The organism is Salmonella enterica subsp. enterica serovar Typhimurium str. LT2 (genome assembly GCF_000006945.2).
Classification (GTDB): Bacteria; Pseudomonadota; Gammaproteobacteria; order Enterobacterales; family Enterobacteriaceae; genus Salmonella; species Salmonella enterica.
In genome coordinates this window covers 3,910,741-3,936,194 of record NC_003197.2, presented here as the reverse complement: position 1 = coordinate 3,936,194, position 25,454 = coordinate 3,910,741, and the positions used below count along the sequence as shown (strand labels likewise).

Sequence of the window (25,454 nt, the reverse complement as noted above, 5' to 3'; positions counted from 1 at the left end):
GCTAGTTTCGGTTACGGGTGACTTTAATGACGTCTGGCATCACGCGGATTTTGCGCATGATATTCGCCAGATGTACGCGATCGCGTGCGGTAAGGCGAATAAAGGTACTATAGACGCGACCATCTTTCTCTTCAGTATTCAGGCTTTGAATATTGGAGGTGGTGGTATTAATCGCCGCCGTCAGGTTAGCCAGCGCGCCCTGATGGTTAAACATTTCCACCTTGATTTCGGTAATGAATTCCTGCTCCGTCTCTTTGTCCCATTCGACCGCCATAAATTTCTCTGGCTCTTTCTGGTATCCACGGATATTACGGCAGGATTCGTGGTGGATCACCAGTCCTTTACCTGGGCTGACGTGAGCGATGATCGGGTCGCCTGGGATCGGACGACAACACTTCGCAAAGGTGATAAGCACGCCATCCGCGCCTTTAATCGGCAGGTGGCCGTGATTCGATTGCGCAACGGTCGGCACCACGGCTTCGCCTTGCTGCAGATTTTTCGCGACCACTACGCTCATCGCGTTGCCGAGACCGATTTCCGCCAGCAGATCGTCAAGCGTTGCCAGCTTCATACGATCCAATTCGCGCTGAATATTTTCCTGCGGAATTTCCGCCAGCTTACGACTACCGCCTAAGGCATGGTTAAGCAGACGACGGCCCAGGCTTACGGAGTCATCACGTTTGAGGTTTTTCAGCAACTGACGAATTTTAGCGCGCGCTTTAGAGCTGACGACAAAGTTCAGCCAGGCGGCGTTGGGACGCGCGCCCGGCGCGGTAATAATTTCGACGGTCTGACCGCTGCTAAGCGGCTGCGACAGCGGATAAGGCTGGCGGTCGACACGCGCGCCGACGCAGGCGTGGCCGATGTCGGTATGCACTGCATAGGCAAAATCCACCGGCGTAGCGCCAGCGGGCAGTTCGACAATGCGCCCTTCCGGGGTGAAAACGTAAATCTCATCCGGGAAGAGATCGGATTTTACGCTTTCGATAAATTCAAACGAACTACCGGCGCTCTGTTGTAGCTCCAGCAGGCTCTGCATCCAGCGCTGGGCGCGGATCTGCGCCGTGGTGCTGGTCTCACCGTGTTCTTTATACGCCCAGTGCGCCGCGACCCCCATTTCCGCCATCTGATCCATATCTTCGGTACGGATCTGGACTTCAACAGGAACGCCGTGCGGGCCGATCATTGAGGTGTGCAAAGACTGATAGCCGTTCGCTTTGGGAATGGCAATATAGTCTTTCACCCGTCCCGGACGCGGCTTATAGAGACTGTGCATCTGGCCGAGTACGCGATAGCAGGTATCGGAGTCATGAACGATGACGCGGAAAGCGTAAATGTCCATGATCGAGTGAAAACGCTGCTCTTTGAGCACCATTTTGCAGTAGATCGAGTAAAGATGTTTTTCGCGACCGCTAACGCGACACGGAATTCCCGCCTCTTGCAAACGTCCTTCGATTTCAGAGAGGATTTTTTGGATCATCTCCTTACGGTTGCCGCGCGCCGCTTTTACCACTTCTTTGATGACGCGGTAACGATTGGGATACAGCGCTTCAAAACCCAGCTCTTCCAGCTCGGTTTTGATGTGATGAATACCTAAACGGTGCGCCAGAGGACTGTAGATTTCCAGCGTTTCACGGGCAATACGACGACGTTTATCCGGGCGTAACGAGCCCAGCGTGCGCATGTTATGGGTACGGTCAGCAAGCTTAATGAGGATGACGCGGATATCCTGCACCATCGCCATAATCATTTTGCGAAAGTTTTCGGCCTGCGCCTCTTTCTTATCGCGAAACTTGAGCTTATCAAGTTTCGACACCCCCTCTACCAGCTCGGCAACGCTTTTACCGAAAAGCTGTTCCATGTCCTGATAGGTGGCGGGGGTATCTTCAATCACGTCATGCAGCAGAGCGGCCATCAGCGTTTCGTAGTCGAGTTTCATCTCGGCCAGAATACAGGCCACCGCCACCGGGTGCGTGATATAGGGTTCACCGCTTGAACGTGTCTGGCCCTCGTGAGCGTCACGTGCAACGAGATACGCCTGCCGAAGACGCTTAATCTGGTCTTCCGGCAGGTAGGTTTGAATCAGTTGATTCAGGCTTTCAAACAGATACAAGGGCGACCCGCTTTGTGATTAACGACGACCTTCAGCAATAGCGGTAACGGCTTGTAATTCAGCGGCTTCCTGCTCTTGCTGTTCCTGGCGCTCGCGGACGTCGAGGATCTGGTTGTTAATCAGACCTTCTTCGATTTCGCGCAGCGCGATAACGGTAGTTTTATCGTTTTCTTCCGGTACCAGCGGATCCTTTCCGCCTACCTGCATCTGACGAGCGCGACGCGCGGCGACCAGTACCAGGTCAAAACGGTTACCAATTTTCTCTACAGCGTCCTGAACAGTTACGCGTGCCATACTTAAAATGCTCCACAGGTGAAGAAATGACTGGGCATGATACTGAAAGTGGGTTCAGTCTGCCAACAATTTGCTGATTAAAGCGTTATGACGCTGCTTTTGGCGGCTCATACGCAGACGTTCAGCGCGAATGATGGTTTTCAAGTCGCTTAACGCGGTATCAAAGTCGTCATTCACAATAAGATAATCATATTCGGCGTAATGGCTCATTTCTGCAACCGCTTGCGCCATTCGTTTGGCAATGACTTCTTCGCTATCTTGCCCGCGGCCGCGTAAACGGCGATCCAATTCGATCTTTGACGGCGGCAAAATAAAAATGCTGCGTGCTTGCGGCATCTTTTCGCGAATTTGCTGGGCGCCCTGCCAGTCGATATCCAGAAAAACATCAACGCCGGTTGCCAGCACTTGCTCAATGGTTTCGCGCGAAGTGCCGTAGTAATTGCCAAACACTTCCGCGTGCTCCAGAAACGCCTCCCTGCCAATCATGGTTTTAAACTCATCATGATTTACAAAGAAATAGTGCTCACCGTGCACTTCACCCGGACGCGGCGCGCGCGTGGTATGTGAAACGGAAACCTGAGTGTCATACAACGGTTGGGTTTTTAATAAAGCCTGAATCAGGCTGGATTTACCCGCGCCACTGGGGGCAGAAACAATATAAAGCGTACCTTGAGCCATGAGTATCTTACGTCTGTGATTATCGAAATAGAGCCTTGATACGGGCTTATTATACACATCGCCGTTATGCGACGTAGTCTTTGTCACACTTTTTGCGCCAGATTATTGCATTTTGCGTCCCTTTTTCCGCTTTTATCGCGTCGTTGCAGCAACCCACCAAAAAATCTGGAAAGCGGCTCGGATGATGCATTTTTACCTGTCGGTTTTTATTCACTAAAGCGCTATACCTGCCGGGCAATGTGCGCAGGAGGTCGTGATGAGATTATGGAAAAGTATGGCGTGGGGAATTTTATTGTGGCATTCGCAGAGTGGGGCGCTTTGCCCGGCCTGGCCGCCAGCAAGGGCCGCTGAAGAAATCGCCCGTTTACAGCAACAGCTCGCTGACTGGAATGACATCTACTGGAAACAAGGGGTTAGCGCGGTTGACGATAGTGTGTACGACCAACTCAGCGCAAGGCTGGTTCAGTGGCAACGCTGTGTTGGTCAGGATGTTTCATCTACTCCGGTTTCACCGCCGTTAAACGGTACAACAATGCACCCTGTTGCGCACACGGGCGTACGTAAACTCGTGGACCGACAGGCGGTAGAACAGTGGATGCGCGGGCGCAGCGAGCTTTGGGTACAGCCAAAAGTGGATGGCGTAGCGGTAACACTGGTTTATCAAAACGGTAAACTGACCAGGGCCATTAGCCGGGGTAACGGACTACAAGGCGAGGACTGGACGCCAAAAATTCGCCTGATCCCCTCTATACCGCAGACAACACAAGGCGCGCTTGCTAACGCGGTGTTACAGGGCGAAATCTTTCTACAGCGCGAGGGACATATCCAGCAACGGATGGGCGGGATGAATGCGCGCTCGAAAGTCGCAGGAATGTTAATGCGCCAGGATAACGCCTCCGCGCTAAATTCGTTGGGTATTTTTATTTGGGCGTGGCCGGACGGTCCGGCAAATATGCCCGAAAGATTAAGCCAACTTGCTAAGGCTGGATTCAGTCTGACGAATAAATATACCCTGGCGGTAAAAGATGCCAGCGAGGTCGAGCGGGCGCGCCAGTCATGGCTGACGTCAGCATTACCCTTTGTAACGGATGGCGTAGTGATACGCATGGCTAAAGAACCTGCGTCACAACACTGGCGACCCGGGCAGGGCGACTGGCTGGCAGCATGGAAATATCCGCCAGTAGCGCAGGTCGCGCAAGTGAGCGCTATTCAGTTCTCGGTGGGGAAAAGCGGCAAAATTACCGTAGTAGCGTCGCTTGTCCCCGTTATATTGGATGATAAGCGGGTTCAGCGGGTCAATATCGGTTCTGTGAAACGTTGGGAAGCGTGGGATATCGCGCCGGGCGATCAGATCCTGGTGAGTCTGGCCGGGCAAGGCATTCCCCGGCTTGATGAGGTCGTCTGGCGGAGTCGTGAGCGGAGTAAGCCTGTACCGCCTGATAGCCATTTCAACTCGCTGACCTGCTTTTACGCGTCGGCAACGTGTCAGGAACAGTTTATCTCCAGGCTGATATGGCTGGGGTCACGGTCGGCGTTGGGTCTGGACGGAATGGGTGAAGCCAGCTGGCGGGCCTTGCATCAGACGCATCGCTTTGAGCATATCTTCTCCTGGCTTACCCTGACGTCAGCGCAAATAGCCAACACGCCAGGCTTTGCTAAAGGAAAAAGCGAGCAGATATGGCGGCAATTTAACCTGGCGCGCCGGCAGCCGTTTACCCGCTGGATCATGGCGATGGATATCCCCTTAACGCAGGCTGCATTACAGGCCAGCGGCGATCGTTCATGGGAGCAGTTATTAATGCGAACAGAGCAACACTGGCGGCAGTTACCAGCGACGGGCGAGCGTCGTGCCGGGAGAGTCATCGACTGGCGGAATAATCTGCAGATCAAAGCGCTGAGCAGATGGCTGGCTGCTCAGCATATTCCCGGATTTGGGTCTTAGTGCCCTTCATGGCGGTAATAAAATACCGGCAGGCCAAGTTTAAGACGTAGCGCTAATAACCTTGCTGTAAAGCCAAACAGTAGCGTAGAGATAACGACGACATCCGGATTCATGACGTAATGTTGCAGCGCAATATAGAGCACCGCCGAGGCGAACGAAATGCCGGCATATAGCTCTTTTTGAAACACCAGTGGAATGCGTTTGCAGAACATATCGCGGAGCACGCCGCCAAAGACGCCAGTAGTGACGGCGGCCACCACGGCGATAATTGGCCCTTCGCCCATATCAAGGGCTATCTGAGCGCCAATAATAGAGAAAACCACCAACCCCAGCGCGTCAAGTACCAGGAAAAGCTTGCGTAAATAGGGCATGACGGGGGCAACAATGGTGGTCAATACAGCGGCAGTCGCCACAATAATGACATATTCGGGATGCTTCACCCAACCCAGCGGATAGTGACCGAGCAGAATGTCGCGAACTGAGCCTCCACCAATGGCGGTGGCGGTAGCAATAATAATTACGCCGAATGTATCCATGCGACGACGACCCGCAGCGAGTGCGCCCGTCATGGCCTCGGCAGTGATGCCAATTAAATAAAGAACGTGCAACAGCATGATTTCCCCCTAATTTACTGGGGGCGAAGATTAACGATTTGTGCGCTGTATCACGATTGAGATTTTCTAAGGCATTACACGATTAATAAATTTTAGTAATGATTTTAAATTTATAATTAATAATTATTTATTATAAATATCAATAAATTGAACATCATTTTTGTGGTTTATTGTATGCGAGGTTTTTCTATTTTGACTTAGATAATTTAAAAGAACGGCGCCCTGGACGCGCCGCCGGTGAGTTATTTCATTATGGCTGCTGTGCGGTAAGTTGTGTGATGAAGCGCTGGCGCGAGCGTTCCACATACTGTTGCAAGCCATTGGAATCAAAGAATGCCTGTGTATCGCCGTTGCGAAGTTGCTGTCGTTTCTCCAGTAGCCCGAAGCGGTCACCTTTGTTGGCAATAAAGATATCAACATGCTGGGCGGCCAGTGTCTTAAAGCTGCTCTGAATATCAGTAACCAGGTCAGGGTAATTTTTGTTGTTAATCAGCAGATAGTCGGGCGTGGCGAGACTATCTGCGTAAATTAGCGTCTTGCCGTTGCGGAGCGTTACGCGCCAGGAAGTTGAGCCGGGCAGATGTCCAGGCGTGAATAGTGCTGTCACGGTTATCCCTCCGAGGATGATGCTTTCCTGGTGGTGGATAATTTTATCGGTGGTGACGGGCGGAAAGGGGAGCGCATCGCCAAGCGCAAAATCCTGTCGTCCACCCCTCGCCATCTGATCGGCGTTGGGTTGGCTGGCGACCAATTGTGCGCCGCTCCACGCTTTCAAACGTGCCATGCCCCCCGCTTGATCCAGCCGCGCATGGCTATTCAACAGATAGCGCACGTCTGTGAGGCGGAATCCTGCCGCTTCAATATTCGCTTTAATTTGCGGTGCGCTTTCATCCAACCCCGCATCAATAAGAATATGCCCTGCCGGAGTGGTCAGCAGAATAGAAGAGAGATTTTTCGTACCGACATACCACACGCCTTCTGTGATTTGAAACGGCTTTATAGGCTTAGCCCACGCTTTAAACAGTGATAACGGAGGCGCGGGTGATAACGGTTGTGAAGGATCTAATGCCGCCATGGCAGGAAGTGCTGATGTTGAAAATATACATACAAGGAATAATGCATAGCGATTCATAATGTTCTCCTGATTGAAGCGCCCGCAGTATACCTGGCAGTAATTTAGCCAGGTTCAATAAGAGAGACGTTTAATGAACTTGCTGCAAATGGATATGAACCTGTTAAAAGTACTGTATGTGCTGCTGGAGACGAGCTCTACGGGGAAAACGGCGCAAAAGCTGGCTTTGTCGCCTTCTGCGGTAAGTCATGCGTTAATGAGATTGCGCGATGCGCTAAACGACCCGTTGTTTCGACGGGAAGGGAACCGCCAGATTCCTACGCCTTATGCGCAGGCGCTGCGTGACAAATTGGCGCCTGTGTTTGTTTCGCTTAATGAGGAGCTGTTTGGCGATAAAGAGAACGGCTCCCGTTGTTTTCGGGTGGTACTTCCTCCCGCATTGAACGCGCTGCTTACGCCAGTTCTCGCAGAGAAAGGTCATCTTCATCAGGCGGTGATCGAGTGCCTTCCTTTTGCCCGCCGACCCTGGCGTGATGAACTGTTGGATAGCTCGGTTGATTTGGTGCTGGCAATTGGCGACCATCAAAAGCAGGTCAGCGCTCTGCATTACGAGCGGGTGGGGACTACGCGTTTGATCGCGGTTTATGGCGCGCCATTGCGTTCACGTCTGGAGAATGCCACAGCGTTGAATTTTGCTGATCTACAGCATTATCAACACATTTACTGTTTGCCGTGGACAAAAGAGAACAACGAACTGGACAGGCAGCAGGCTCGTGCCGGGTTTGAACGTCCGCTGGCGTTTGTTTGTCATGATTACAGTCAACTTGCGCCTGCTGTCCAGTCGGCGCCGCTAATGGCGATTGTACCGCGCCCCTGGTATGAAAATTTATCCGATAAGCGCGGTCTTTTTGTCCTGCCGCTTGCCGGGGAGCAGGCGGAAGGCGCTATTTTTATGCAGTATCGGGCTTCAACGGTAGAGTGGAAGCGACGCCTTATCGACGCTATTCGCCGGAAATTAAAAACGTACTACCGATAAACGCGAGAGCCCGCATAAGGCGGGCTCTGTGACATATTGAGCGCCAGAATTATTCAATATTCTGGATTTGCTCGCGCATTTGCTCGATCAACACTTTTAATTCAATAGCGGAGTTAGTTACATCAGCGTTGATGGATTTGGAGGCCAGGGTGTTCGACTCACGGTTAAATTCTTGCATCATGAAGTCCAGACGGCGACCTACCGCCTCTTTTTTCTTCAGAATGTTGTAAGTCTCTTTGACGTGCGCTTCCAGACGATCCAGCTCTTCCGCCACATCAATGCGTTGCGCCATCATCACCAGCTCTTGCTCCAGACGGTTGTTTTCCAACTGAACCTGAGCATCTTCCAGCTTCGCGACCAGGCGCTCACGCTGCCATTGCAGGATTTCCGGCATATGCGCGCGGACTTTCGCTACTTCGGCGCTGACGCCTTCCAGCCGTTGTTCAATCAGCGCTTTCAGCGCCTGGCCTTCCGTTTCGCGCGCGACGATAAAGTCATCCAGCGTACCGTCCAGTGCGGCTAAAATTTCTGCGGCAATCGCGTCCAGATCCTGCTCTTGCGCCGCCATGACACCTGGCCAGCGCAAAATATCAACCGGATTGATTTCCCCTTCGTCGCTCTGCATTTTGACCCAGTTTGCGGCGCTAACTAATTGTTTCGCTAGCTTTTCATTCAGAATAAGCTCGCCTTGCGCGCTGGCATCGGGTTCAAAACGCAGCATACATTCGACTTTGCCGCGCGTCAGGCGTGTACGAATGCGTTCGCGCACGACGGGTTCAAGACTACGGAACTGTTCCGGCAGACGAAAGTAAGTTTCCAGATAACGCTGGTTTACCGAGCGCATTTCCCAGGTCGCGCTACCCCATTCACCCTTGATTTCACGCCGGGCGTAGGCGGTCATACTGCGGATCATAGATGTTCCCGTTTTTAAAGGAGAGATGAGGGGATTATAGCTATCCAGGCCTTGTCAGGATAGGAATAACCATCGGAAGTCCGTATAATGCGCAGCCACATTCGTTTTAAGCCGGAGATCTCAATATGCGTCCAGCAGGCCGTAGCGCTAATCAGGTGCGTCCCGTAACCCTGACCCGTAACTATACAAAACACGCTGAAGGCTCGGTACTGGTCGAATTTGGAGATACTAAAGTGTTGTGCACTGCCTCCATTGAAGAGGGCGTTCCACGTTTTCTGAAAGGACAAGGCCAGGGGTGGATCACCGCAGAGTATGGCATGTTGCCTCGCGCTACCCATACCCGTAACGCGCGCGAAGCGGCAAAGGGTAAGCAGGGCGGCCGTACTATGGAAATTCAGCGTTTGATCGCGCGTGCGCTGCGTGCGGCGGTCGATCTGAAAACGCTCGGCGAATTTACCATTACGCTGGACTGCGATGTAATCCAGGCCGATGGCGGTACGCGTACAGCGTCTATTACCGGTGCCTGCGTGGCGTTGGCGGATGCGCTGAATAAATTGGTTGCCAACGGTAAGCTGAAAACCAATCCGATGAAAGGCATGGTGGCGGCGGTTTCCGTAGGCATCGTTAACGGCGAAGCGATCTGCGATCTGGAATATGTTGAAGATTCCGCAGCAGAAACCGACATGAACGTCGTGATGACTGAAGACGGCCGTATTATTGAAGTACAGGGTACCGCGGAAGGCGAGCCGTTCAGCCATGAAGAACTTCTCACTTTGTTGGCGCTGGCCCGAGGGGGAATTGAATCCATTGTGGCGACGCAGAAGGCGGCGTTAGAAAATTGATTTTAAGGCGACTGAAAAGTCGCCTTTTTTTTGTCCGTAAATTTCGTAAATGATGAAAGTAAGAAAAGGAGCGAATCCATGAAACCGTATCAGCGCCAGTTTATTGAGTTTGCGCTTAACAAGCAGGTACTAAAGTTTGGCGAGTTTACGCTGAAATCCGGGCGCAAAAGCCCCTATTTCTTCAACGCCGGGCTGTTTAATACCGGGCGCGACCTGGCGTTGTTAGGCCGTTTTTATGCCGAAGCGCTGGTGGATTCCGGTATTGAATTTGATCTGCTGTTTGGCCCCGCGTACAAAGGTATTCCGATCGCGACGACGACGGCGGTTGCGCTGGCGGAACATCACGATAAAGACCTGCCGTACTGCTTTAACCGCAAAGAGGCAAAAGATCATGGTGAAGGCGGGAGCCTGGTGGGCAGCGCGCTACAGGGCCGCGTGATGCTGGTGGATGACGTGATTACCGCAGGTACGGCGATTCGCGAGTCAATGGAGATTATTCAGGCGCACGGGGCTACGCTGGCTGGCGTACTGATTTCGCTGGATCGTCAGGAACGTGGCCGCGGCGAGATTTCCGCGATTCAGGAAGTGGAGCGCGACTATGGTTGTAAGGTTATCTCCATCATTACGCTGAAAGACCTGATTGCCTATCTGGAAGAAAAACCTGATATGGCTGAGCATCTGGCGGCTGTGCGAGCATACCGGGAAGAATTTGGCGTGTAAGCGAATTGCCCGGTGGCGCTTTACCGGGCCTATGTTTCTGTCGCCTGGATAAGGCGTGAGCCACTATCCAGTCAGCGTTACTGTAGCTGAGCGGCAATGAGCGGCCAGCGGGCGTCGAAATCGTCCGTTGGGCGGTATTTAAATTCGCTACGCACGAACCGTGAAAGCATACCTTCACAGAAGGCTAACAGTTGGCTTGCCAGCAGATTTTCATCCGTCGTGTAGCCTTCGCCTTCACGCATTCTTTTTTCTCGTAGCACCTGGCGGAGCTGCGCTTCGATGCGTTCAAAAAGCTGATTAATGCGCCCCTGCAGGCGATCCTGTTCAAACATCAGCGCGTGCCCGGTAAGAATGCGCGTCAGGCCAGGGTTGCGTTCGCCAAAACCCAGAATCAGCAACACAATCAGGCGCAAACGCGTGCTGGTGTTTTTTTCATCTTTTAAAATCAGATTGATACGGGTAATCAGACTATCTTCGATAAACTCAATCAGGCTATCGAACATGCGGGTCTTGCTGGGAAAATGGCGGTATAGCGCCGCTTCTGAAACGCCGACCGAGGCCGCCAGTTTTGCCGTCGTGATGCGTTGGCTTCCATCGCTGGATTCAAGCATCAGCGCCAGTGACTGAAGTATTTCTTCGCGACGATTCCTTTTCGCAGTTTGTTTTTCTGCCATGTTACAAAATACCCCTGAAAATAAGCACTTGCCAGGCGAGCACCCACGCTATAACCGCAAACTCAGCGCTTGCGGCAGTATTATGACGTTATGGGGATGCGTAAAATTTACTTACGGCCAGAATGACCGAAGCCGCCCTCGCCACGTTCGGTGGCGTCAAATGCTTCCACCAGATTAAATTCGGCCTGAACGACCGGAACAAACACCATTTGCGCGATACGTTCGCCCGGTTCAATGGTAAAACTGTCCTGACCACGGTTCCAGATCGAAACCATCAGTTGCCCCTGATAATCGGAATCAATCAGCCCGACCAGGTTGCCCAGCACGATACCATGTTTATGGCCCAGGCCCGAACGCGGCAACATGACTGCCGCCAGTGATGGATCGGCGATATGAATGGCCAGTCCGGTAGGTACCAACGTCGTTGCGCCAGGCGCCAGTTCTACGGCGTCGTCGAGACAGGCGCGCAGGTCAAGCCCGGCAGAACCAGAAGTAGCATAAGTCGGCAGCGGAAACTGCTGACCAACACGCGGGTCCAGAATCTTAACGTCGATTTTTTTCATCATAACGGGTCACGATCTCGTCGAGTAATAATTGGCCCAGGAGTTCTTTCCGCTCAAGCGGTAAGACTTTATCTCCATCCTGCCAGAAAAGGTGTAAAGCGTTTTTATCGCTATTAAATCCCTGATTTGAAAGAGAAACATCATTTGCACAAATCAGGTCAAGGTTCTTACGGATACGTTTTTGCCGGGCGTATTCTTCCACATTATTCGTTTCCGCGGCAAACCCAACAACGTAGGGTCGATTGTCACTGAGTGCGGCCACCCCGGCGACAATGTCCGGGTTTTTGACCATTTTTATTAGTAATTCATCACCTTGCGCCGCCTGTTTTTTGATTTTTTCACTGGCGATAGTCTCTGCGCGATAGTCAGCCACGGCGGCGCAGCTAATGAAAATGTGCTGCTGTTGAACGGCGGCCTGAACAGCGGCTTCCATGTCCAGCGCGGTTATGACATCAACCCGTTTTACAAAAGGCGGCGTCGGTAACGAAACGGGACCGGAGACCAGCGTGACATTTGCGCCGCGACGCGCTGCGGCCGCCGCAATAGCGAAGCCCATTTTACCGGAGCTGTGGTTGGAAATATAACGCACCGGGTCGAGCGGTTCGCGCGTCGGACCTGCCGTAATCATGATATTAAGATGTCGCAAATCGTTGACGGCAGCGAAATGCGCGGCGGCCTTATCAACGATAACTAATGGGTCCAGCATTCGGCCTGGGCCTACGTCGCCGCACGCCTGACTGCCGCTATCCGGCCCCCAAATGAACAGGCCGCGAGAGGCGAGCACCTCCAGATTATGTTGCGTGGCGGCAGCGCGGTACATCTGTTGGTTCATGGCCGGAAGCACGGCCACCGGGGCTGGCGTCGCCAGGCAAATGGTGGAGACTAAATCATTAGCCATACCCGATGCTACACGGGCGATCAGGTCGGCGGTCGCGGGGGCAAGAATCACCAGGTCGGCCCATTTCCCCAACTCGATATGCCCCATCGCGGCTTCAGCGGCAGGGTCAAGCAGACTGTCGGATACGGGATAGCCCGACACTGCCTGTAAGCTCAGGGGGGTAATAAAGGCTTTTGCCGCCTCGGTCATTGCCACGCGCACGTCAGCGCCGTGCTCACGTAAACGGCGCACCAGCTCCGGCGTTTTATACGCAGCGATACCGCCGCTAACGCCGAGAACAATTTTTTTACCGGCCAGGCTCATCATGTCTTTCCTGTTGGGTGACTTTGAAAGGCGGCTATTTTATCACAATCTCTACGGCGTCGTGTCTTTGCCTGCGCTCCACTTTGCGAGGCGCTACGCAAGAACAAAATCGGGGCGTCGATCTCTCCCAAAGGCTGTGCCACTATGCCGCTTCCTTAAAAAAGGAGGTGCGCGTATGGATACGTTGGACGAATTATTGCCGCGTGAAAAAATGCTCAGATCCGGCATTGCTTCCCTCAGCGACGTGGAGCTGCTGGCGCTTTTTTTACGTACCGGCACGCCGGGAAAAGATGTTATGACGTTGGCAAAAGAGATATTGCAGCACTTTGGGTCGCTGTATGGCCTGCTGTCGGCGGACTTTGCGCAGTTTCGCGGCGTAAACGGCATCGGCCTGGCGAAATTCGCGCAGTTGAAAGGCATTGCTGAGCTGGCAAGGCGCTATTACAGCGTGCGCATGAATGAGGAAAGTGCGTTGCTGAGTCCGGAAATGACGCGGGAATTTCTGCAAAGCCAACTGACGGGCGAAGAGCGTGAGATCTTTCTGGTGATCTTCCTCGATGCCCAGCACCGGGTGCTTCAGCACAGCCGCCTGTTTTCCGGCACGCTTAACCACGTAGAGGTGCATCCGCGTGAGATTGTTCGGGAAGCGATTAAACTCAATGCTTCAGCGGTCATTCTGGCGCATAACCACCCTTCAGGCTGCGCAGAGCCAAGTAAAGCAGATAAACTTATCACTGAGCGCGTGATAAAGTGTTGCCAGTTTATGGATATCCGGGTGCTCGATCACCTGATAATTGGGCGCGGAGAGTACGTTTCTTTTGCCGAACGCGGCTGGATTTAAGATTCTTTGCGCGATCCATCGGGATCTTTGTCTGTTCGGGACTTGAGCATATCGCCGGGTCAGCGTATACTACGCCACCTTTGAGAATCTCGGGTTTGGCATTTGGGCCTGGCAATCGAGAGTTCAATAGAACTGCGCGATGACCAGGCTGTAAAGCCTGACGAGGCGCCGATACCCCATACGAAGCTCGAGCTAATTTGATTTTTGGAGAATAGACATGTCCCGAGTCTGCCAAGTTACTGGCAAGCGTCCGGTGACCGGTAACAACCGTTCCCACGCACTGAACGCGACTAAACGCCGTTTCCTGCCTAACCTGCACTCTCACCGTTTCTGGGTTGAGAGCGAGAAGCGTTTTGTCACCCTGCGTGTATCTGCTAAAGGTATGCGTATCATCGATAAAAAAGGCATCGAAACAGTTCTGTCTGAACTGCGTGCCCGTGGCGAAAAGTACTAAGTACTAAGAGGAAATAAATCATGGCTAAAGGTATTCGTGAGAAAATCAAGCTGGTTTCTTCTGCTGGTACTGGTCACTTCTATACCACTACGAAGAACAAACGTACTAAACCGGAAAAACTGGAACTGAAAAAATTCGATCCAGTTGTCCGTCAGCACGTGATCTACAAAGAAGCGAAAATCAAATAATTCTCGCTTTGATGTAACAAAAACCTCGCTTCGGCGGGGTTTTTTGTTTTCTGGCCGTCCCCATATTAATGAGACCTGCCACACAGCCGGAGACGTTATGCCTGAATTACCCGAAGTTGAAACCAGCCGCCGGGGTATTGAACCCCATTTAGTTGGCGCTACTATCCTGCACGCCCATATCCGTAACGGCCGTCTGCGCTGGCCGGTTTCAGATGAAATTTATCGTCTGAGCGATACACCCGTCCTTAGCGTTCAGCGTCGTGCTAAATATCTACTGCTGGAGCTGCCTGACGGCTGGATAATTATTCACCTGGGGATGTCGGGAAGCTTGCGGATACTGCCGGAAGCGCTGCCGGCGGAAAAGCACGACCATGTCGATTTGGTGATGAGCAACGGCAAAATTCTACGTTATACCGATCCTCGCCGCTTTGGCGCCTGGTTATGGACCAAAGAGCTGGAAGGGCATAACGTACTGGCGCATCTGGGACCGGAGCCGCTAAGCGATGAGTTTAATGGCGAATATTTGCAGCAGAAATGCGCGAAGAAGAAGACGGCGATTAAACCCTGGCTGATGGATAACAAGCTGGTGGTCGGCGTGGGGAATATCTACGCCAGCGAGTCGCTGTTTGCCGCTGGTATTCACCCTGACCGCCTGGCGTCGTCACTCTCGACAGAGGAGTGCGACCTGCTGGCGCGGGTGATTAAAGCCGTTTTGCTGCGCTCTATTGAACAAGGCGGGACAACGCTGAAGGATTTTCTGCAAAGCGATGGGAAGCCGGGCTATTTTGCCCAGGAGTTGCAGGTGTACGGGCGCAAAGGCGAGCCGTGTCGGGTATGCGGTACGCCGATAGTCGCAACGAAACACGCACAGCGCGCGACGTTCTATTGCCGTCACTGTCAGAAGTAAAATGCCAGGCCCGGCAAGGTAGGAAACTTATTTCAACTTATCCATTAGCGCCTGATGCACATTGTCCGGCAGAAAGTGGGTCACATCGCCCTGATGGCGCGCCACTTCTTTGACCAGCGACGATGAAATAAACGACCACTCTTTGGACGGCATCAGGAAAACGCTTTCCAGTTGCGGCATCAGATGGCGATTCATATGCGCCAACTGCATTTCATATTCAAAATCCGCCACCGCGCGCAGACCACGAATCAGGATATTCGCCTGTCTGTCGCGGGCGAAATTGGCCATCAGGTCGCTAAAGCCTACCACCTCTACGTTACCCAGGTGTGCGGTCGCTTTTTGCGCCAGCGCCACACGTTCGTCCAGGGTGAACATGGGTTTCTTGCTGGGGCTGGCGGCGATAGCCAGAATGACATGGTCGAACATCTGCGTTGCGCGCGTCACAATATCGAGATGACCGTTAGTAATCGGATCAAACGTACCTGGATAAATCGCCCGTTTTTGCATGACAGTCCTCAATGCGTTTTCGGTGGCAGATAAGGTTCCAGCAGTTGCAGCAGACGCTGGAGCGCGCCCTGATTTTGATACAGCACTTCAACTGCGTGACGTCCGTAGAAATTACGATAATCAGCGTCGGTCAGTAAAGAGGAAACTTCTTTTGCCAGCGTAGCCGCATCGGTAATCGTGATAAGTCCGCTCGCCTGATCCAGACGGGCGCAAATATCTTTAAAGTTAAAGGTATGCGGACCCATCAGTACCGGAATCGCATGAGCGGCGGCCTCCAGCGGGTTATGACCGCCGCGTTCAACCAGCGAACCACCAACAAAGGCGAGATCGGCAATGCCATAGAGCAACATTAATTCGCCCATGGTATCGCCTACCACGACCTGGGTGCTGGCGGACGGTACTTCGCCCGAAGAACGAGTGATGTAGCTTAACCCTGCCTGACGCACAAGATTGATAGCATCCGGGAAACGCTCCGGATGGCGGGGCACCAGAATCAGTAATAAATTCGGGAATTGATGTAATAACGCCTGGTGAGCGGCGATAACGATACTCTCTTCGCCATCGTGGGTGCTGGTGGCAATCCAGACCGGACGGTGCGGCGCCCACTGGCGGCGTAGCGTAACGGCTTTAGCCGCCAGCTGCGGCGTAACTGAAATATCAAATTTCAGACTGCCGGTGACCGTGACCTGATTGTTCTTCGCGCCCAATGCCACAAAGCGTTCGCCATCTTCTTCGTTTTGCGCGGCAATCAGGGTGATACGGCGCAAGAGCGTACGGACAAACTTGCCAAGCTTCGCATAACCCGCGGCGGAGCGGGCGGAAAGCCGCGCATTAGCGATAACCAGGGGAATATGACGTTTGTGCAGCGCAGCAATCAGATTTGGCCAGAGCTCAGTCTCCATGATCAATACCAGCTTAGGATCAATCTTATTGAGGAAACGATTGAGCGCATCGGGCAAATCATAAGGCAAGTAAACGTGCTGAACATCGTTGCCAAAGGCGGACTGGACGCGCTCCGAGCCGGTCGGCGTCATGGTCGTTACGGTAATAGGCAGATCGGGATAGCGATGACGTAGAGCGCGGACCAATGGGATGGCCGCCAGAGTTTCGCCCACCGAGACGGAATGCAGCATGATTCCGCCCGGTTTCAACGGACGGCGGTAGAATCCGTAGCGTTCACCCCAGCGCTTACGATAGGCCGGCGCTTTACGTCCACGCACCCAAAGCCGTATCCAGATCAGAGGCTGAATAAGGTAGAGAAGAGCGGTGTAAAGCAATTCGAGCATAGTAAATAGCTGACTTATGGATGTGCTGGGGATTCTATGTATTTAGCCTGGGCTTTACCATTACTTTTCCCATTTTTGCGCCAAATTGGCTCAGAAGCGAGGATTCCAGGCGCTGAACCCCATTATTTTTGCATTTTTACGCAATCCATTGAAATTTGCCGCCCTTGTCGCCCCAGACAATGGGAATGACCATTCACAAGAGGGGGATAAATTATTATCTCTTTGAATTTATGATTAAAAAAATGATTGTGTATAAAAATTATTCGTATCGGATTGCTGCGAAAGAAGTGTTACACTAGCGCATCTAAAATGAGTGCGGTATTAGCCATCGGGTTGCTGTGAAGCCTGGGGCGGTAGCGTGCTTTTTTCTGCTTATTTATCCGGACAATTTCAACCAAAGAGTCGCTTGTGGAAAAGCCATTTCGAAGAATTCTGATTATAAAAATGCGTTTTCATGGAGACATGTTACTTACCACCCCTGTCATCAGCACGCTGAAGCAGAATTATCCCGATGCAAAAATCGATGTGCTTCTTTACCAGAACACCATACCGATATTGTCGGAAAATCCGGAGATTAATGCACTCTACGGCATCAGTAACAAAGGCGCAGGAACAAAAGAGAAGATCAAAAACGCGCTATCGCTAATCAAAAAATTGCGTGCTAACTCGTATGATCTGGTCGTCAATCTCACCGATCAGTGGAGCGTGGCGCTTATTGTGCGTTTTTTAAACGCAAAAATAAAAATCTCGCAGGATTTCGGTAATCGTCAGTCTGCTCTATGGAAAAAGAGCTTTACGCATTTAGTACCTTATGCGGGAGAACATGCTGTTGAGCGCACATTATCCGCGCTAAAGCCGTTAGCGCTAAAACAGTATGTCACGGAAACCACCATGAGCTATCGCCCGGAACATTGGGAAAACATGCGACAACAGCTCAAACAACTTGGTGTGACCCGACAATATGTTGTTATTCAGCCTACGGCACGGCAGCTATTTAAGTGCTGGGATAATGATAAATTCTCGCAGGTTATTGATGCCGTGCAGCGCCGCGGTTATCAAGTTGTACTGACGTCAGGCCCGGCCGCAGACGAGATGGCCTGCGTGGATGCTATTGCACGCGGCTGTGAGACAAAACCGGTTACTGGTCTGGCGGGTAAAACTCGCTTTCCTGAATTGGGTGCGTTGATTGACCATGCGGATCTCTTTATCGGCGTTGATTCGGCCCCCGGTCATATTGCCGCAGCAGTCAAAACGCCGGTCATTTGTCTTTTTGGCGCGACGGATCATGTATTCTGGCGTCCCTGGACCGACGACATCATTCAGTTTTGGGCAGGAAATTATCAGCCGATGCCTGAACGGCATGAGCTTGATCGTAATAAAAAATACCTTTCCGTTATTCCGGCTGAAGATGTTATCGCCGCGACGGAAAAAATGCTGCCGCATGAGGCACGCACCATAGATTTGGACAGCCTGCTATGAGAGTTGCCTTTTGCTTATATAAATATTTTCCTTTTGGCGGTCTGCAGCGTGATTTTATGCGCATTGCCCAAACCGTGGCGGCGCGAGGGCATCAGGTTCGTGTTTATACTCAGTCATGGGAAGGGGAATGCCCGGATAACTTTGAATTAATCCGCGTGCCGGTTAAATCCCGGACGAACCACGGTCGTAACGCAGAATATTATGCCTGGGTGCAACACCATTTGCGCGACCACCCTGTCGATCGGGTGGTTGGATTCAATAAGATGCCGGGCCTTGATGTGTATTACGCCGCAGACGTGTGTTACGCCGAAAAAGTCGCACAGGAAAAAGGATTTTTCTATCGCCTGACATCACGCTATCGGCATTATGCTGCTTTTGAACGCGCCACGTTTGAACACGGCAAGCCGACGCAACTATTAATGCTGACGAATAAGCAGATTGCTGACTTCCAAAAACATTATCAGACTGAAGCGGAGCGTTTCCATATTCTTCCTCCGGGGATTTACCCGGACAGAAAATATAGCCAACAGATCCCAAACAGTCGTCAAATTTATCGTCAGAAAAATGGTATCTCAGAACAGCAAAAATTACTGTTGCAAGTAGGGTCTGACTTTACCCGTAAAGGTGTGGATCGCTCTATTGAAGCGCTGGCATCGCTACCCGAATCTTTACGGCAAAATACGGTGCTCTATGTTGTCGGGCAGGATAAGCCGAAGAAGTTTGCAGCACTGGCTGAAAGAAGCGGCGTCGGCACGAATGTGCATTTTTTCTCCGGACGTAATGATATCGCGGAGTTAATGGCGGCAGCCGACCTTTTACTGCATCCAGCCTATCAGGAAGCTGCTGGTATTGTTTTGCTGGAAGCCATTACTGCTGGTTTGCCGGTGCTGACAACCGCGGTGTGCGGTTATGCACATTATATTGTGGATGCAAACTGTGGCGAAGCGATGACTGAACCATTCCGCCAGGATGCGCTAAATGAGGTTTTACTCAAAGCGCTGACACAGCCTTCCTTACGCAACGCCTGGGCTGAAAATGCGCGGTATTATGCTGATACCCAGGATTTATACAGCTTACCGGAGAAGGCCGCGGATATTATTACAGGTGATTTAGATGGTTGAGCTGAAAGCGCCGTTAACCACACTATGGCGCGGTAAAGATGCTTTTGAGGAAGTAAAAACGTTACAGGGCGAAGTGTTCAGAGAGCTGGAGACGCGTCGAACATTGCGGTTTGAGCTGGACGGTAAAAGCTACTTCCTGAAGTGGCATAAAGGTACTTCGCTGAAAGAAATTGTGAAGAACCTGATTTCGTTACGTATGCCTGTTCTGGGCGCTGACAGAGAATGGCACGCCATTCATCGTCTACATGAGCTGGGCGTTGATACGATGCACGGCGTTGGTTTTGGTGAAAAAGGCGTAAACCCGCTAACCAGAACATCATTTATTATCACCGAAGATTTAACGCCCACCATTAGCCTTGAAGACTACTGTGCTGACTGGGCTGTTAATCCACCGGACGCGCAGGTGAAGTGGATGATCATTAAGCGTGTTGCGACTATGGTACGTAAAATGCACGCCGGGGGAATTAACCATCGCGACTGTTATATTTGCCACTTTCTTCTGCATTTACCTTTCACTGGTCGCGAAGAGGATTTAAAAATCTCCGTAATTGACCTGCATCGCGCGCAGATACGCCAGCACGTTCCCCTTCGCTGGCGTGACAAAGATTTAATTGGGCTTTATTTTTCTTCAATGAATATTGGCCTGACTCAGCGAGATATATTCCGGTTTATGCGTGAGTATTTCTCTCTCCCCCTGCGAGAGATTTTGCAAAAAGAATCGGGGTTGATTCATCAGGCAGATGTTAAAGCCGCTCGAATTAAAGAAAGGACAATAAGAAAAAATCTGTAATTATAATAATTATGCACTCAGTGAGTAATTTATGAGTGAGACAAGGATAGACAGAATGTCTAACATTAAAAGTTATATTTCAAACCAAAAAAACATAATTCAACATGATGATTTTTTTGGAAGAAGACTGGACATTGCTCTTTGCTTTGATCATGGTTTTATAATGCCAGCAGGTGTGGCAATATATTCCATTATCGAAAATAATAAAGATATTGACTACGCCTTAAAGCAAAAAGAGAGATGTCAGGTAAAAATTACTCTATAGGGTTATATTACTATTTTTGCTATTTAATATCTAAAGTCTTTAGATTAAGGTTTTAACTCTGGGGTATATATGAAAATAGCTTTTATTGGCGAAGCGGTATCCGGTTTTGGAGGGATGGAAACCGTTATTAGCAACGTTATCCATACGTTTGAAAATAGCTCTCCGAAGATCAACTGTGAAATGTTTTTCTTTTGTCGTAATGACAAAATGGATAAAGCATGGCTAAAAGAGATTAAATATGCGCAATCATTCTCAAATATAAAATTAAGTTTTCTTCGTCGAGCTAAGCATGTTTATAATTTTAGTCAGTGGCTGAAAGAAACGTCACCGGATATTGTGATATGTATTGATGTCATCTCATGTCTTTATGCCAATAAAGCACGAAAGAAAAGTGGTAAACATTTTACTATTTTCTCGTGGCCGCATTTTTCGCTCGACCATAAAAAACATGCAGAATGTATAACGTACGCGGATTATCATCTGGCCATCAGTAGTGGTATTAAAGAACAGATCATGGCACGGGGTATCTCAGCGCAAGATATTAGCGTCGTTTATAATCCTGTCTCTATTAAAACAGTCATTGTGCCGCCGCCTGAGCGCGATAAACCCGCTGTATTTCTCTATGTAGGGCGTCTTAAATTTGAAGGGCAGAAAAGAGTTAAAGATTTATTTGATGGCTTAGCTCGTACGACAGGGGAATGGCAGCTACATATTATTGGTGATGGCTCAGATTTTGAAAAGTGCCAGGCCTATAGTCGGGAGCTTGGTATTGAGCAGCGTGTGATCTGGTATGGTTGGCAAAGCGCGCCGTGGCAAGTCGTACAGCAAAAAATAAAAAATGTCACCGCGTTACTACTTACCTCTGCATTTGAGGGATTTCCTATGACCCTGCTGGAAGCAATGTCATATGGAATTCCGTGTATTAGTTCTGATTGTATGTCTGGTCCGCGCGATATGATTAAACCCGGTTTGAATGGTGAGCTTTACACTCCGGGTGCTATAGATGATTTTGTAGGACACCTTAATCGCGTTATTTCTGGTGAAGTAAAATATCAGCATGATATTATTCCCGGCACGATTGAGAGATTTTACGATGTGCTATATTTTAAAAATTTTAATAATGCAATATTCTCGAAATTACAAAAGTGATCACTATGAGCAGAAAATATTTTGAAGAAGAAGTCATTCAACAGACTTTAGATTATAACTATGCACAACATAGTGATGCTGATAAATTTAATATAGCTTATGGGATTGATAAAAACTTTCTTTTTGGCTGTGGTGTCTCTATTGCATCGGTTCTCCTCGCTAATCCAGAGAAGGCGTTAGCTTTCCATGTTTTTACCGATTTCTTTGACTCTGAAGACCAGCAGCGATTTGAGGCATTAGCAAAACAGTACGCTACGCAGATTGTTGTTTACCTAATCGACTGTGAGCGCTTAAAATCGCTACCCAGTACCAAAAACTGGACCTATGCAACATACTTTAGATTCATTATCGCCGATTATTTTTCAGATAAAACAGATAGAGTACTTTATCTGGATGCAGATATTGCATGTAAGGGGAGTATTCAGGAACTTATTGATCTTAATTTTGCTGAAAATGAGATTGCGGCTGTCGTTGCTGAAGGCGAGTTGGAATGGTGGACTAAGCGCTCGGTTAGCCTGGCAACGCCTGGGCTGGTTTCTGGCTATTTTAATGCCGGTTTTATTTTAATTAACATACCTCTTTGGACTGCAGAAAATATCTCTAAGAAAGCGATTGAAATGCTAAAAGATCCAGAGGTAGTACAGCGCATAACGCACCTTGATCAGGATGTATTAAATATATTTTTAGTGAATAAAGCGCGTTTTGTTGATAAAAAATTTAATACACAATTTAGTCTTAACTATGAATTAAAAGATTCAGTTATTAATCCAGTTGATGCTGAGACTGTATTTGTTCATTATATCGGACCAACGAAGCCCTGGCATAGTTGGGGGGCTTACCCCGTGTCACAATATTTTTTACAGGCTAAGAGCAACTCACCATGGTCTCATTGTGCACTTTTAAATCCAGTGACTAGCCATCAGTTACGTTATGCGGCAAAGCATATGTTTAATCAGAAGCATTATACTTCGGGTATAAATTATTATATAGCCTACTTTAAACGTAAACTTCTTGAATAAAACCCATAGGTGATGTAATGGATTCATTTCCTGAGATAGAAATAGCTGAATATAAAGTTTTTGATGAAAGTAATAATAATGATGATAACGTATTAAACATTTCTTATGGCGTTGATGAAAACTATCTTGATGGTGTGGGGGTATCAATCGCTTCAGTTGTATTAAACAATAATATCCCGCTCGCTTTTCACATTATTTGTGACTCATACTCCCCGTGTTTTGTAAAATATATAGAGCGTTTAGCCGTACAGCATCACATAAAAATTTCTCTTTATCTTATTAAAGTAGAAAGCCTTGAGGTATTGCCTCAAACTAAAGTATGGTCGAGAGCAATGTATTTTCGTTTATTTGCTTTCGATTATCTCAGCAAGAAGGTAAATACCTTACTTTATTTGGATGCCGATGTTGTATGCAAAGGATCTTTGCAAGATCTTTTACAGCTTGATCTGACAGAGAAGATCGCTGCGGTCGTAAAAGATGTTGATTCCATCCAGAATAAGGTAAATGAGAGATTAAGCGCTTTTAATTTACAAGGTGGTTATTTTAACTCCGGCGTGGTTTTTGTTAACCTGAAATTATGGAAAGAGAATGCCTTAACCAAAAAGGCATTTTTACTTTTGGCAGGTAAAGAGGCTGACTCTTTTAAATATCCCGATCAGGATGTTTTGAATATTCTCCTACAGGATAAAGTCATTTTTCTACCGCGACCGTATAATACTATTTATACTATTAAAAGTGAGTTGAAAGATAAGTCACATAAAAAATATAGCAATATAATTAATGATAATACTATTTTAATTCATTATACGGGCGCTACAAAACCATGGCATGCCTGGGCAAATTATCCTTCAGTTATCTATTATAAAAATGCACGACTGAACTCGCCCTGGAAAGATTTTCCCGCAAAAGATGCGCGTACCATAGTCGAATTTAAGAAGCGATATAAACATCTTCTCGTGCAAGGTCATTATTTTAAAGGCCTTCTGGCTGGAAGCGCATATCTTTATCGTAAACTTTTCCACAAATAATTCCCCTCCCTAAATCTCCATTATGATTATTGAAAAAAAGATTAAAAACTATACCGTCTTTGTCAAAAAAGACGGTGAAAAATACATTGAGATATTCAAAGATTTTCTATCTTATAATCATCAGGTTATTAAAGTCTTCCGTAATATAGAAGATACAAAAGTTGTATTGATTAATACAGACTACGGAAAATATATTCTCAAAGTATTTAGTCCAAAAGTAAAAAATACTGAACGCTTTTTCAAATCGTTAGTAAAAGGAGATTACTACGAAAAGCTTTTTCATCAGACAGATCGTGTGCGGCGTGAAGGGTTTGCGGCGCTTAATGATTTTTACCTGCTGGCGGAAATTAAAACATTACGCTATGTAAAAACATACGTGATGATAATTGAGTATATTGAAGGTATTGAACTTGTTGATATGCCAGAAATTTCTGACGAGGTGAGAGGGAAAATCAAACAGTCGATATATTCTCTGCATCAGCATGGTATGGTTTCGGGCGATCCCCATAAAGGTAACTTTATCCTGCAAGGCAATGAGATCAGAATTATCGATTTGTCCGGAAAAAGACCTTCCAGACAACGAAAAGCAAAGGATCGTATTGATTTAGAAAGACATTATGGTATCAAAAATAATGTGAGAGATATCGGATTTTACTTATTGATTTATAAGAAAAAACTCCGAAATTTCTTGCGTCGTATTAAGGGTAAGGAAAAACGCTGATCAATGTAGCACGTTTGGTTTAATTTAAGGGGCTGACTGACTTTTATTTGCTGCAGCGTTATGACATACTTGAGAGAATTTGAGATGTAATATTAGTTATTGAATATAACATTTATTTATAGGTTGCATGATAAACATACGAGTTTTTTATGGGCAGCGTTAACTTCATAACTCACGCCGATGTTCTGCAACTTATTGCGAAAAGAACGGCTGAAGATTGTATTATTTTTCTTTCTGGTCCTACGTCCAGAAAGACGCCGCTGTCCTTGTTACGAATGAAAGATGTCATTGCAGTCAATGGTTCTGTTCAATATTTGCTAAACAATAACGTCAAGCCATTTTTGTACCTTCTGACGGATATTCGCTTCCTCCATCGTCGGCGCGAAGATTTTTATAACTTTAGCCGTAACAGTCAGTTTACTATCGTCAATCTTGATGTGTACGAACAGGCTTCAGTGGATGATCAAAAATATATTGAAGAAAACTGTTTAATTATTCGCTCCTTTTATCGCCGAGAAAAAGGGGGCTTTTTAAAGAAAATTAAATTTAATATCCTCAAGCGGGTTCATAAAGCATTACTTATTTCAGTTCCTCTTTCGAAAAGAGGGCGACTGGCTGGATTTTGCAAGGATATCAGCATCGGGTATTGCTCTTGCCATACTATTGCTTATACCGCTATTCAGGTTGCCTATTCCCTCAAGTATGGCCGTATTATATGTTCTGGGCTTGACTTAACAGGGAGTTGCCCACGTTTCTATGACGAATCTACCAGCCCTATGCCATCTGAGCTTAGTAAAGATCTGTTTAAAATACTGCCATTTTTTACTTTTATGAGAAAAAATGTGAGTGATTTAAATATCTTTAATTTATCAGATGATACTGCAATTCATTACGATATTATTCCATATATTACAGCCTCGGAGCTTGAGGATGAAATATATTACGATAAAATTGTCTAGACACTAGATAAATCATTATTTTTCGTTGCTTCGGCACGCATTTCTTTTTTTTATAACATTTCTTTTTCTATAAAGTTA

At 48.6% G+C, this 25,454-nt stretch carries 28 protein-coding genes and 22 other annotated features; of the genes, 17 read left to right on the top strand and 11 right to left on the bottom strand.

The window, feature by feature from the left end; translation table 11 throughout:
- Window position 1: 1 nt before the first annotated feature.
- The 3 genes from spoT to gmk all read right to left on the bottom strand — a co-directional run bounded on the left by spoT (window position 2) and on the right by gmk (window position 3,101).
- Window positions 2-2,124, bottom strand: a protein-coding gene (gene spoT, locus STM3742) for a (p)ppGpp synthetase II (protein ID NP_462642.1). Within the gene, window positions 2-2,113 belong to an annotated coding region; the region does not span the whole gene.
- Window positions 2,119-2,124, bottom strand: a ribosome-binding site (putative RBS for spoT; RegulonDB:STMS1H003714). It overlaps the preceding gene by 6 nt.
- 7 nt (window positions 2,125-2,131) lie before the next feature.
- The gene (gene rpoZ / locus STM3741; protein ID NP_462641.1) for an RNA polymerase, omega subunit occupies window positions 2,132-2,423 on the bottom strand. Within the gene, window positions 2,132-2,407 belong to an annotated coding region; the region does not span the whole gene.
- Window positions 2,418-2,423, bottom strand: a ribosome-binding site (putative RBS for rpoZ; RegulonDB:STMS1H003713). Its footprint overlaps the gene before it by 6 nt.
- Window positions 2,424-2,461: 38 nt before the next feature.
- Window positions 2,462-3,101 (bottom strand): guanylate kinase gene (gene gmk, locus STM3740; RefSeq protein NP_462640.1). Within the gene, window positions 2,462-3,085 belong to an annotated coding region; the region does not span the whole gene.
- Window positions 3,096-3,101: a ribosome-binding site (putative RBS for gmk; RegulonDB:STMS1H003712), on the bottom strand. (Overlaps the previous gene by 6 nt.)
- A gap of 228 nt (window positions 3,102-3,329) precedes the next feature.
- Window positions 3,330-3,335: a ribosome-binding site (putative RBS for yicF; RegulonDB:STMS1H003711), on the top strand.
- Between gmk and yicF the strand changes: the two genes are divergently transcribed.
- Window positions 3,330-5,027, top strand: a protein-coding gene (gene yicF / locus STM3739) for a putative DNA ligase (RefSeq protein NP_462639.1). Within the gene, window positions 3,342-5,027 belong to an annotated coding region; the region does not span the whole gene. (Overlaps the previous feature by 6 nt.)
- Here the strand turns inward: yicF and yigC are convergent.
- Together yigC and STM3737 are read right to left on the bottom strand one after the other, a co-directional pair.
- Window positions 5,024-5,653, bottom strand: a protein-coding gene (gene yigC / locus STM3738) for a putative inner membrane protein (RefSeq protein ID NP_462638.1). Within the gene, window positions 5,024-5,641 belong to an annotated coding region; the region does not span the whole gene. The two genes, yicF and yigC, sit on opposite strands and share 4 nt — an antisense overlap.
- Window positions 5,648-5,653 (bottom strand) — a ribosome-binding site (putative RBS for yigC; RegulonDB:STMS1H003710). Its footprint overlaps the gene before it by 6 nt.
- Window positions 5,654-5,891: 238 nt before the next feature.
- Window positions 5,892-6,781, bottom strand: a protein-coding gene (locus STM3737) for a putative Zn-dependent hydrolase (RefSeq protein ID NP_462637.1). Within the gene, window positions 5,892-6,773 belong to an annotated coding region; the region does not span the whole gene.
- Window positions 6,776-6,781 (bottom strand) — a ribosome-binding site (putative RBS for STM3737; RegulonDB:STMS1H003709). (Overlaps the previous gene by 6 nt.)
- A 62-nt stretch (window positions 6,782-6,843) precedes the next feature.
- Window positions 6,844-6,849 (top strand) — a ribosome-binding site (putative RBS for STM3736; RegulonDB:STMS1H003708).
- Between STM3737 and STM3736 the strand changes: the two genes are divergently transcribed.
- The gene (locus tag STM3736; protein ID NP_462636.1) for a putative LysR family transcriptional regulator occupies window positions 6,844-7,749 on the top strand. Within the gene, window positions 6,847-7,749 belong to an annotated coding region; the region does not span the whole gene. It overlaps the preceding feature by 6 nt.
- 49 nt (window positions 7,750-7,798) lie before the next feature.
- Here the strand turns inward: STM3736 and yicC are convergent.
- The gene (yicC, locus tag STM3735) for a putative stress-induced protein (RefSeq protein NP_462635.1) occupies window positions 7,799-8,674 on the bottom strand. Within the gene, window positions 7,799-8,662 belong to an annotated coding region; the region does not span the whole gene.
- Window positions 8,669-8,674: a ribosome-binding site (putative RBS for yicC; RegulonDB:STMS1H003707), on the bottom strand. (Overlaps the previous gene by 6 nt.)
- Before the next feature lie 99 nt (window positions 8,675-8,773).
- Window positions 8,774-8,779, top strand: a ribosome-binding site (putative RBS for rph; RegulonDB:STMS1H003706).
- Here yicC and rph point away from each other — a divergent pair.
- The gene (gene rph / locus STM3734; protein ID NP_462634.1) for an RNase PH occupies window positions 8,774-9,504 on the top strand. Within the gene, window positions 8,788-9,504 belong to an annotated coding region; the region does not span the whole gene. It overlaps the preceding feature by 6 nt.
- A gap of 65 nt (window positions 9,505-9,569) precedes the next feature.
- Window positions 9,570-9,575: a ribosome-binding site (putative RBS for pyrE; RegulonDB:STMS1H003705), on the top strand.
- The gene (gene pyrE / locus STM3733) for an orotate phosphoribosyltransferase (RefSeq protein NP_462633.1) occupies window positions 9,570-10,224 on the top strand. Within the gene, window positions 9,583-10,224 belong to an annotated coding region; the region does not span the whole gene. It overlaps the preceding feature by 6 nt.
- Before the next feature lie 77 nt (window positions 10,225-10,301).
- On the opposite strand, the gene ttk is transcribed toward pyrE, so the two are convergent.
- The 3 genes from ttk to dfp form a co-directional block, all read right to left on the bottom strand.
- Window positions 10,302-10,915 (bottom strand): putative TetR/ArcR family transcriptional regulator gene (ttk, locus tag STM3732; protein ID NP_462632.1). Within the gene, window positions 10,302-10,898 belong to an annotated coding region; the region does not span the whole gene.
- Window positions 10,910-10,915, bottom strand: a ribosome-binding site (putative RBS for ttk; RegulonDB:STMS1H003704). (Overlaps the previous gene by 6 nt.)
- Window positions 10,916-11,005: 90 nt before the next feature.
- A complete protein-coding gene (gene dut / locus STM3731) occupies window positions 11,006-11,461 on the bottom strand; it encodes a deoxyuridinetriphosphatase (RefSeq protein NP_462631.1) in 456 nt (151 codons plus the stop codon).
- The gene (gene dfp, locus STM3730) for a flavoprotein (RefSeq protein ID NP_462630.3) occupies window positions 11,442-12,675 on the bottom strand. Within the gene, window positions 11,442-12,665 belong to an annotated coding region; the region does not span the whole gene. Before dfp ends, dut begins: the two co-directional genes overlap by 20 nt.
- Window positions 12,670-12,675: a ribosome-binding site (putative RBS for dfp; RegulonDB:STMS1H003703), on the bottom strand. Its footprint overlaps the gene before it by 6 nt.
- A 148-nt stretch (window positions 12,676-12,823) precedes the next feature.
- Window positions 12,824-12,829, top strand: a ribosome-binding site (putative RBS for radC; RegulonDB:STMS1H003702).
- Here dfp and radC point away from each other — a divergent pair.
- The 4 genes from radC to mutM all read left to right on the top strand — a co-directional run bounded on the left by radC (window position 12,824) and on the right by mutM (window position 15,052).
- Window positions 12,824-13,503, top strand: a protein-coding gene (gene radC, locus STM3729) for a putative DNA repair protein (protein ID NP_462629.1). Within the gene, window positions 12,838-13,503 belong to an annotated coding region; the region does not span the whole gene. Its footprint overlaps the feature before it by 6 nt.
- A 204-nt stretch (window positions 13,504-13,707) precedes the next feature.
- Window positions 13,708-13,713, top strand: a ribosome-binding site (putative RBS for rpmB; RegulonDB:STMS1H003701).
- Window positions 13,708-13,957 (top strand): 50S ribosomal subunit protein L28 gene (gene rpmB, locus STM3728; protein NP_462628.1). Within the gene, window positions 13,721-13,957 belong to an annotated coding region; the region does not span the whole gene. It overlaps the preceding feature by 6 nt.
- Window positions 13,958-13,964: 7 nt before the next feature.
- Window positions 13,965-13,970 (top strand) — a ribosome-binding site (putative RBS for rpmG; RegulonDB:STMS1H003700).
- Window positions 13,965-14,145, top strand: a protein-coding gene (rpmG, locus tag STM3727) for a 50S ribosomal subunit protein L33 (RefSeq protein ID NP_462627.1). Within the gene, window positions 13,978-14,145 belong to an annotated coding region; the region does not span the whole gene. It overlaps the preceding feature by 6 nt.
- A gap of 86 nt (window positions 14,146-14,231) precedes the next feature.
- Window positions 14,232-14,237 (top strand) — a ribosome-binding site (putative RBS for mutM; RegulonDB:STMS1H003699).
- Window positions 14,232-15,052, top strand: a protein-coding gene (gene mutM, locus STM3726; protein NP_462626.1) for a formamidopyrimidine DNA glycosylase. Within the gene, window positions 14,243-15,052 belong to an annotated coding region; the region does not span the whole gene. It overlaps the preceding feature by 6 nt.
- A gap of 27 nt (window positions 15,053-15,079) precedes the next feature.
- Here mutM and kdtB read toward each other — a convergent pair.
- Both kdtB and kdtA read right to left on the bottom strand, forming a co-directional pair.
- Window positions 15,080-15,569 (bottom strand): phosphopantetheine adenylyltransferase gene (kdtB, locus tag STM3725; protein ID NP_462625.1). Within the gene, window positions 15,080-15,559 belong to an annotated coding region; the region does not span the whole gene.
- Window positions 15,564-15,569: a ribosome-binding site (putative RBS for kdtB; RegulonDB:STMS1H003698), on the bottom strand. (Overlaps the previous gene by 6 nt.)
- The gene (gene kdtA, locus STM3724) at window positions 15,568-16,845 is read right to left on the bottom strand and encodes a 3-deoxy-D-manno-octulosonic-acid transferase (protein ID NP_462624.1); all 1,278 of its coding nucleotides are present in this window, start codon (window positions 16,843-16,845) and stop codon (window positions 15,568-15,570) included. Before kdtA ends, kdtB begins: the two co-directional genes overlap by 2 nt.
- A 425-nt stretch (window positions 16,846-17,270) precedes the next feature.
- Window positions 17,271-17,276: a ribosome-binding site (putative RBS for rfaQ; RegulonDB:STMS1H003697), on the top strand.
- Here kdtA and rfaQ point away from each other — a divergent pair.
- The 9 genes from rfaQ to rfaZ all read left to right on the top strand — a co-directional run bounded on the left by rfaQ (window position 17,271) and on the right by rfaZ (window position 25,376).
- The gene (gene rfaQ, locus STM3723; RefSeq protein ID NP_462623.1) for a lipopolysaccharide core biosynthesis protein occupies window positions 17,271-18,324 on the top strand. Within the gene, window positions 17,290-18,324 belong to an annotated coding region; the region does not span the whole gene. Its footprint overlaps the feature before it by 6 nt.
- Window positions 18,307-18,312, top strand: a ribosome-binding site (putative RBS for rfaG; RegulonDB:STMS1H003696). (Overlaps the previous gene by 6 nt.)
- The gene (rfaG, locus tag STM3722) for a glucosyltransferase I (protein NP_462622.1) occupies window positions 18,307-19,445 on the top strand. Within the gene, window positions 18,321-19,445 belong to an annotated coding region; the region does not span the whole gene. Before rfaQ ends, rfaG begins: the two co-directional genes overlap by 18 nt.
- Window positions 19,426-19,431: a ribosome-binding site (putative RBS for rfaP; RegulonDB:STMS1H003695), on the top strand. It overlaps the preceding gene by 6 nt.
- Window positions 19,426-20,235 (top strand): lipopolysaccharide core biosynthesis protein gene (gene rfaP / locus STM3721; protein ID NP_462621.1). Within the gene, window positions 19,438-20,235 belong to an annotated coding region; the region does not span the whole gene. Before rfaG ends, rfaP begins: the two co-directional genes overlap by 20 nt.
- 31 nt (window positions 20,236-20,266) lie before the next feature.
- The gene (yibR, locus tag STM3720; RefSeq protein NP_462620.1) at window positions 20,267-20,500 is read left to right on the top strand and encodes a putative inner membrane protein; all 234 of its coding nucleotides are present in this window, start codon (window positions 20,267-20,269) and stop codon (window positions 20,498-20,500) included.
- Between the two features lie 58 nt (window positions 20,501-20,558).
- Window positions 20,559-20,564: a ribosome-binding site (putative RBS for rfaB; RegulonDB:STMS1H003694), on the top strand.
- The gene (gene rfaB / locus STM3719; protein NP_462619.1) for a UDP-D-galactose:(glucosyl)lipopolysaccharide-1,6-D-galactosyltransferase occupies window positions 20,559-21,649 on the top strand. Within the gene, window positions 20,570-21,649 belong to an annotated coding region; the region does not span the whole gene. Its footprint overlaps the feature before it by 6 nt.
- Window positions 21,650-21,654: 5 nt before the next feature.
- On the top strand, window positions 21,655-22,668 hold the full coding sequence (gene rfaI / locus STM3718; protein NP_462618.1) for a UDP-D-galactose:(glucosyl)lipopolysaccharide-alpha-1,3-D-galactosyltransferase: 1,014 nt from the start codon (window positions 21,655-21,657) through the stop codon (window positions 22,666-22,668).
- A gap of 6 nt (window positions 22,669-22,674) precedes the next feature.
- Window positions 22,675-22,680 (top strand) — a ribosome-binding site (putative RBS for rfaJ; RegulonDB:STMS1H003693).
- Window positions 22,675-23,696, top strand: a protein-coding gene (gene rfaJ / locus STM3717; RefSeq protein NP_462617.1) for a UDP-D-glucose:(galactosyl)lipopolysaccharide glucosyltransferase. Within the gene, window positions 22,686-23,696 belong to an annotated coding region; the region does not span the whole gene. (Overlaps the previous feature by 6 nt.)
- 22 nt (window positions 23,697-23,718) lie before the next feature.
- Complete coding sequence (gene rfaY / locus STM3716) at window positions 23,719-24,417, top strand: lipopolysaccharide core biosynthesis protein (protein ID NP_462616.1); 699 nt, start codon at window positions 23,719-23,721, stop codon at window positions 24,415-24,417.
- Window positions 24,418-24,566: 149 nt separating this feature from the next.
- The gene (gene rfaZ / locus STM3715; RefSeq protein ID NP_462615.1) at window positions 24,567-25,376 is read left to right on the top strand and encodes a lipopolysaccharide core biosynthesis protein; all 810 of its coding nucleotides are present in this window, start codon (window positions 24,567-24,569) and stop codon (window positions 25,374-25,376) included.
- Window positions 25,377-25,454 lie beyond the last annotated feature (78 nt).

What these genes read in the sequence shown, in the direction of transcription:
- pyrE (NP_462633.1), top strand. Translation starts at nt 9,583, where the DNA reads ATGAAACCGTATCAGCGCCAGTTTATTGAGTTTGCGCTTAACAAGCAG.
- mutM (NP_462626.1), top strand. Translation starts at nt 14,243, where the DNA reads ATGCCTGAATTACCCGAAGTTGAAACCAGCCGCCGGGGTATTGAACCC.
- rfaG (NP_462622.1), top strand. Translation starts at nt 18,321, where the DNA reads ATGAGAGTTGCCTTTTGCTTATATAAATATTTTCCTTTTGGCGGTCTG.
- yicC (NP_462635.1), bottom strand. Translation starts at nt 8,662, where the DNA reads ATGATCCGCAGTATGACCGCCTACGCCCGGCGTGAAATCAAGGGTGAA.
- rph (NP_462634.1), top strand. Translation starts at nt 8,788, where the DNA reads ATGCGTCCAGCAGGCCGTAGCGCTAATCAGGTGCGTCCCGTAACCCTG.
- rpmB (NP_462628.1), top strand. Translation starts at nt 13,721, where the DNA reads ATGTCCCGAGTCTGCCAAGTTACTGGCAAGCGTCCGGTGACCGGTAAC.
- yigC (NP_462638.1), bottom strand. Translation starts at nt 5,641, where the DNA reads ATGCTGTTGCACGTTCTTTATTTAATTGGCATCACTGCCGAGGCCATG.
- rfaB (NP_462619.1), top strand. Translation starts at nt 20,570, where the DNA reads ATGAAAATAGCTTTTATTGGCGAAGCGGTATCCGGTTTTGGAGGGATG.
- rpmG (NP_462627.1), top strand. Translation starts at nt 13,978, where the DNA reads ATGGCTAAAGGTATTCGTGAGAAAATCAAGCTGGTTTCTTCTGCTGGT.
- STM3736 (NP_462636.1), top strand. Translation starts at nt 6,847, where the DNA reads ATGAACTTGCTGCAAATGGATATGAACCTGTTAAAAGTACTGTATGTG.
- rfaY (NP_462616.1), top strand. Translation starts at nt 23,719, where the DNA reads ATGATTATTGAAAAAAAGATTAAAAACTATACCGTCTTTGTCAAAAAA.
- rfaP (NP_462621.1), top strand. Translation starts at nt 19,438, where the DNA reads ATGGTTGAGCTGAAAGCGCCGTTAACCACACTATGGCGCGGTAAAGAT.
- ttk (NP_462632.1), bottom strand. Translation starts at nt 10,898, where the DNA reads ATGGCAGAAAAACAAACTGCGAAAAGGAATCGTCGCGAAGAAATACTT.
- yicF (NP_462639.1), top strand. Translation starts at nt 3,342, where the DNA reads ATGAGATTATGGAAAAGTATGGCGTGGGGAATTTTATTGTGGCATTCG.
- rpoZ (NP_462641.1), bottom strand. Translation starts at nt 2,407, where the DNA reads ATGGCACGCGTAACTGTTCAGGACGCTGTAGAGAAAATTGGTAACCGT.
- rfaI (NP_462618.1), top strand. Translation starts at nt 21,655, where the DNA reads ATGAGCAGAAAATATTTTGAAGAAGAAGTCATTCAACAGACTTTAGAT.
- dut (NP_462631.1), bottom strand. Translation starts at nt 11,461, where the DNA reads ATGAAAAAAATCGACGTTAAGATTCTGGACCCGCGTGTTGGTCAGCAG.
- rfaZ (NP_462615.1), top strand. Translation starts at nt 24,567, where the DNA reads ATGGGCAGCGTTAACTTCATAACTCACGCCGATGTTCTGCAACTTATT.
- kdtB (NP_462625.1), bottom strand. Translation starts at nt 15,559, where the DNA reads ATGCAAAAACGGGCGATTTATCCAGGTACGTTTGATCCGATTACTAAC.
- rfaQ (NP_462623.1), top strand. Translation starts at nt 17,290, where the DNA reads ATGCGTTTTCATGGAGACATGTTACTTACCACCCCTGTCATCAGCACG.
- STM3737 (NP_462637.1), bottom strand. Translation starts at nt 6,773, where the DNA reads ATGAATCGCTATGCATTATTCCTTGTATGTATATTTTCAACATCAGCA.
- kdtA (NP_462624.1), bottom strand. Translation starts at nt 16,845, where the DNA reads ATGCTCGAATTGCTTTACACCGCTCTTCTCTACCTTATTCAGCCTCTG.
- rfaJ (NP_462617.1), top strand. Translation starts at nt 22,686, where the DNA reads ATGGATTCATTTCCTGAGATAGAAATAGCTGAATATAAAGTTTTTGAT.
- gmk (NP_462640.1), bottom strand. Translation starts at nt 3,085, where the DNA reads ATGGCTCAAGGTACGCTTTATATTGTTTCTGCCCCCAGTGGCGCGGGT.
- radC (NP_462629.1), top strand. Translation starts at nt 12,838, where the DNA reads ATGGATACGTTGGACGAATTATTGCCGCGTGAAAAAATGCTCAGATCC.
- yibR (NP_462620.1), top strand. Translation starts at nt 20,267, where the DNA reads ATGAGTGAGACAAGGATAGACAGAATGTCTAACATTAAAAGTTATATT.
- dfp (NP_462630.3), bottom strand. Translation starts at nt 12,665, where the DNA reads ATGATGAGCCTGGCCGGTAAAAAAATTGTTCTCGGCGTTAGCGGCGGT.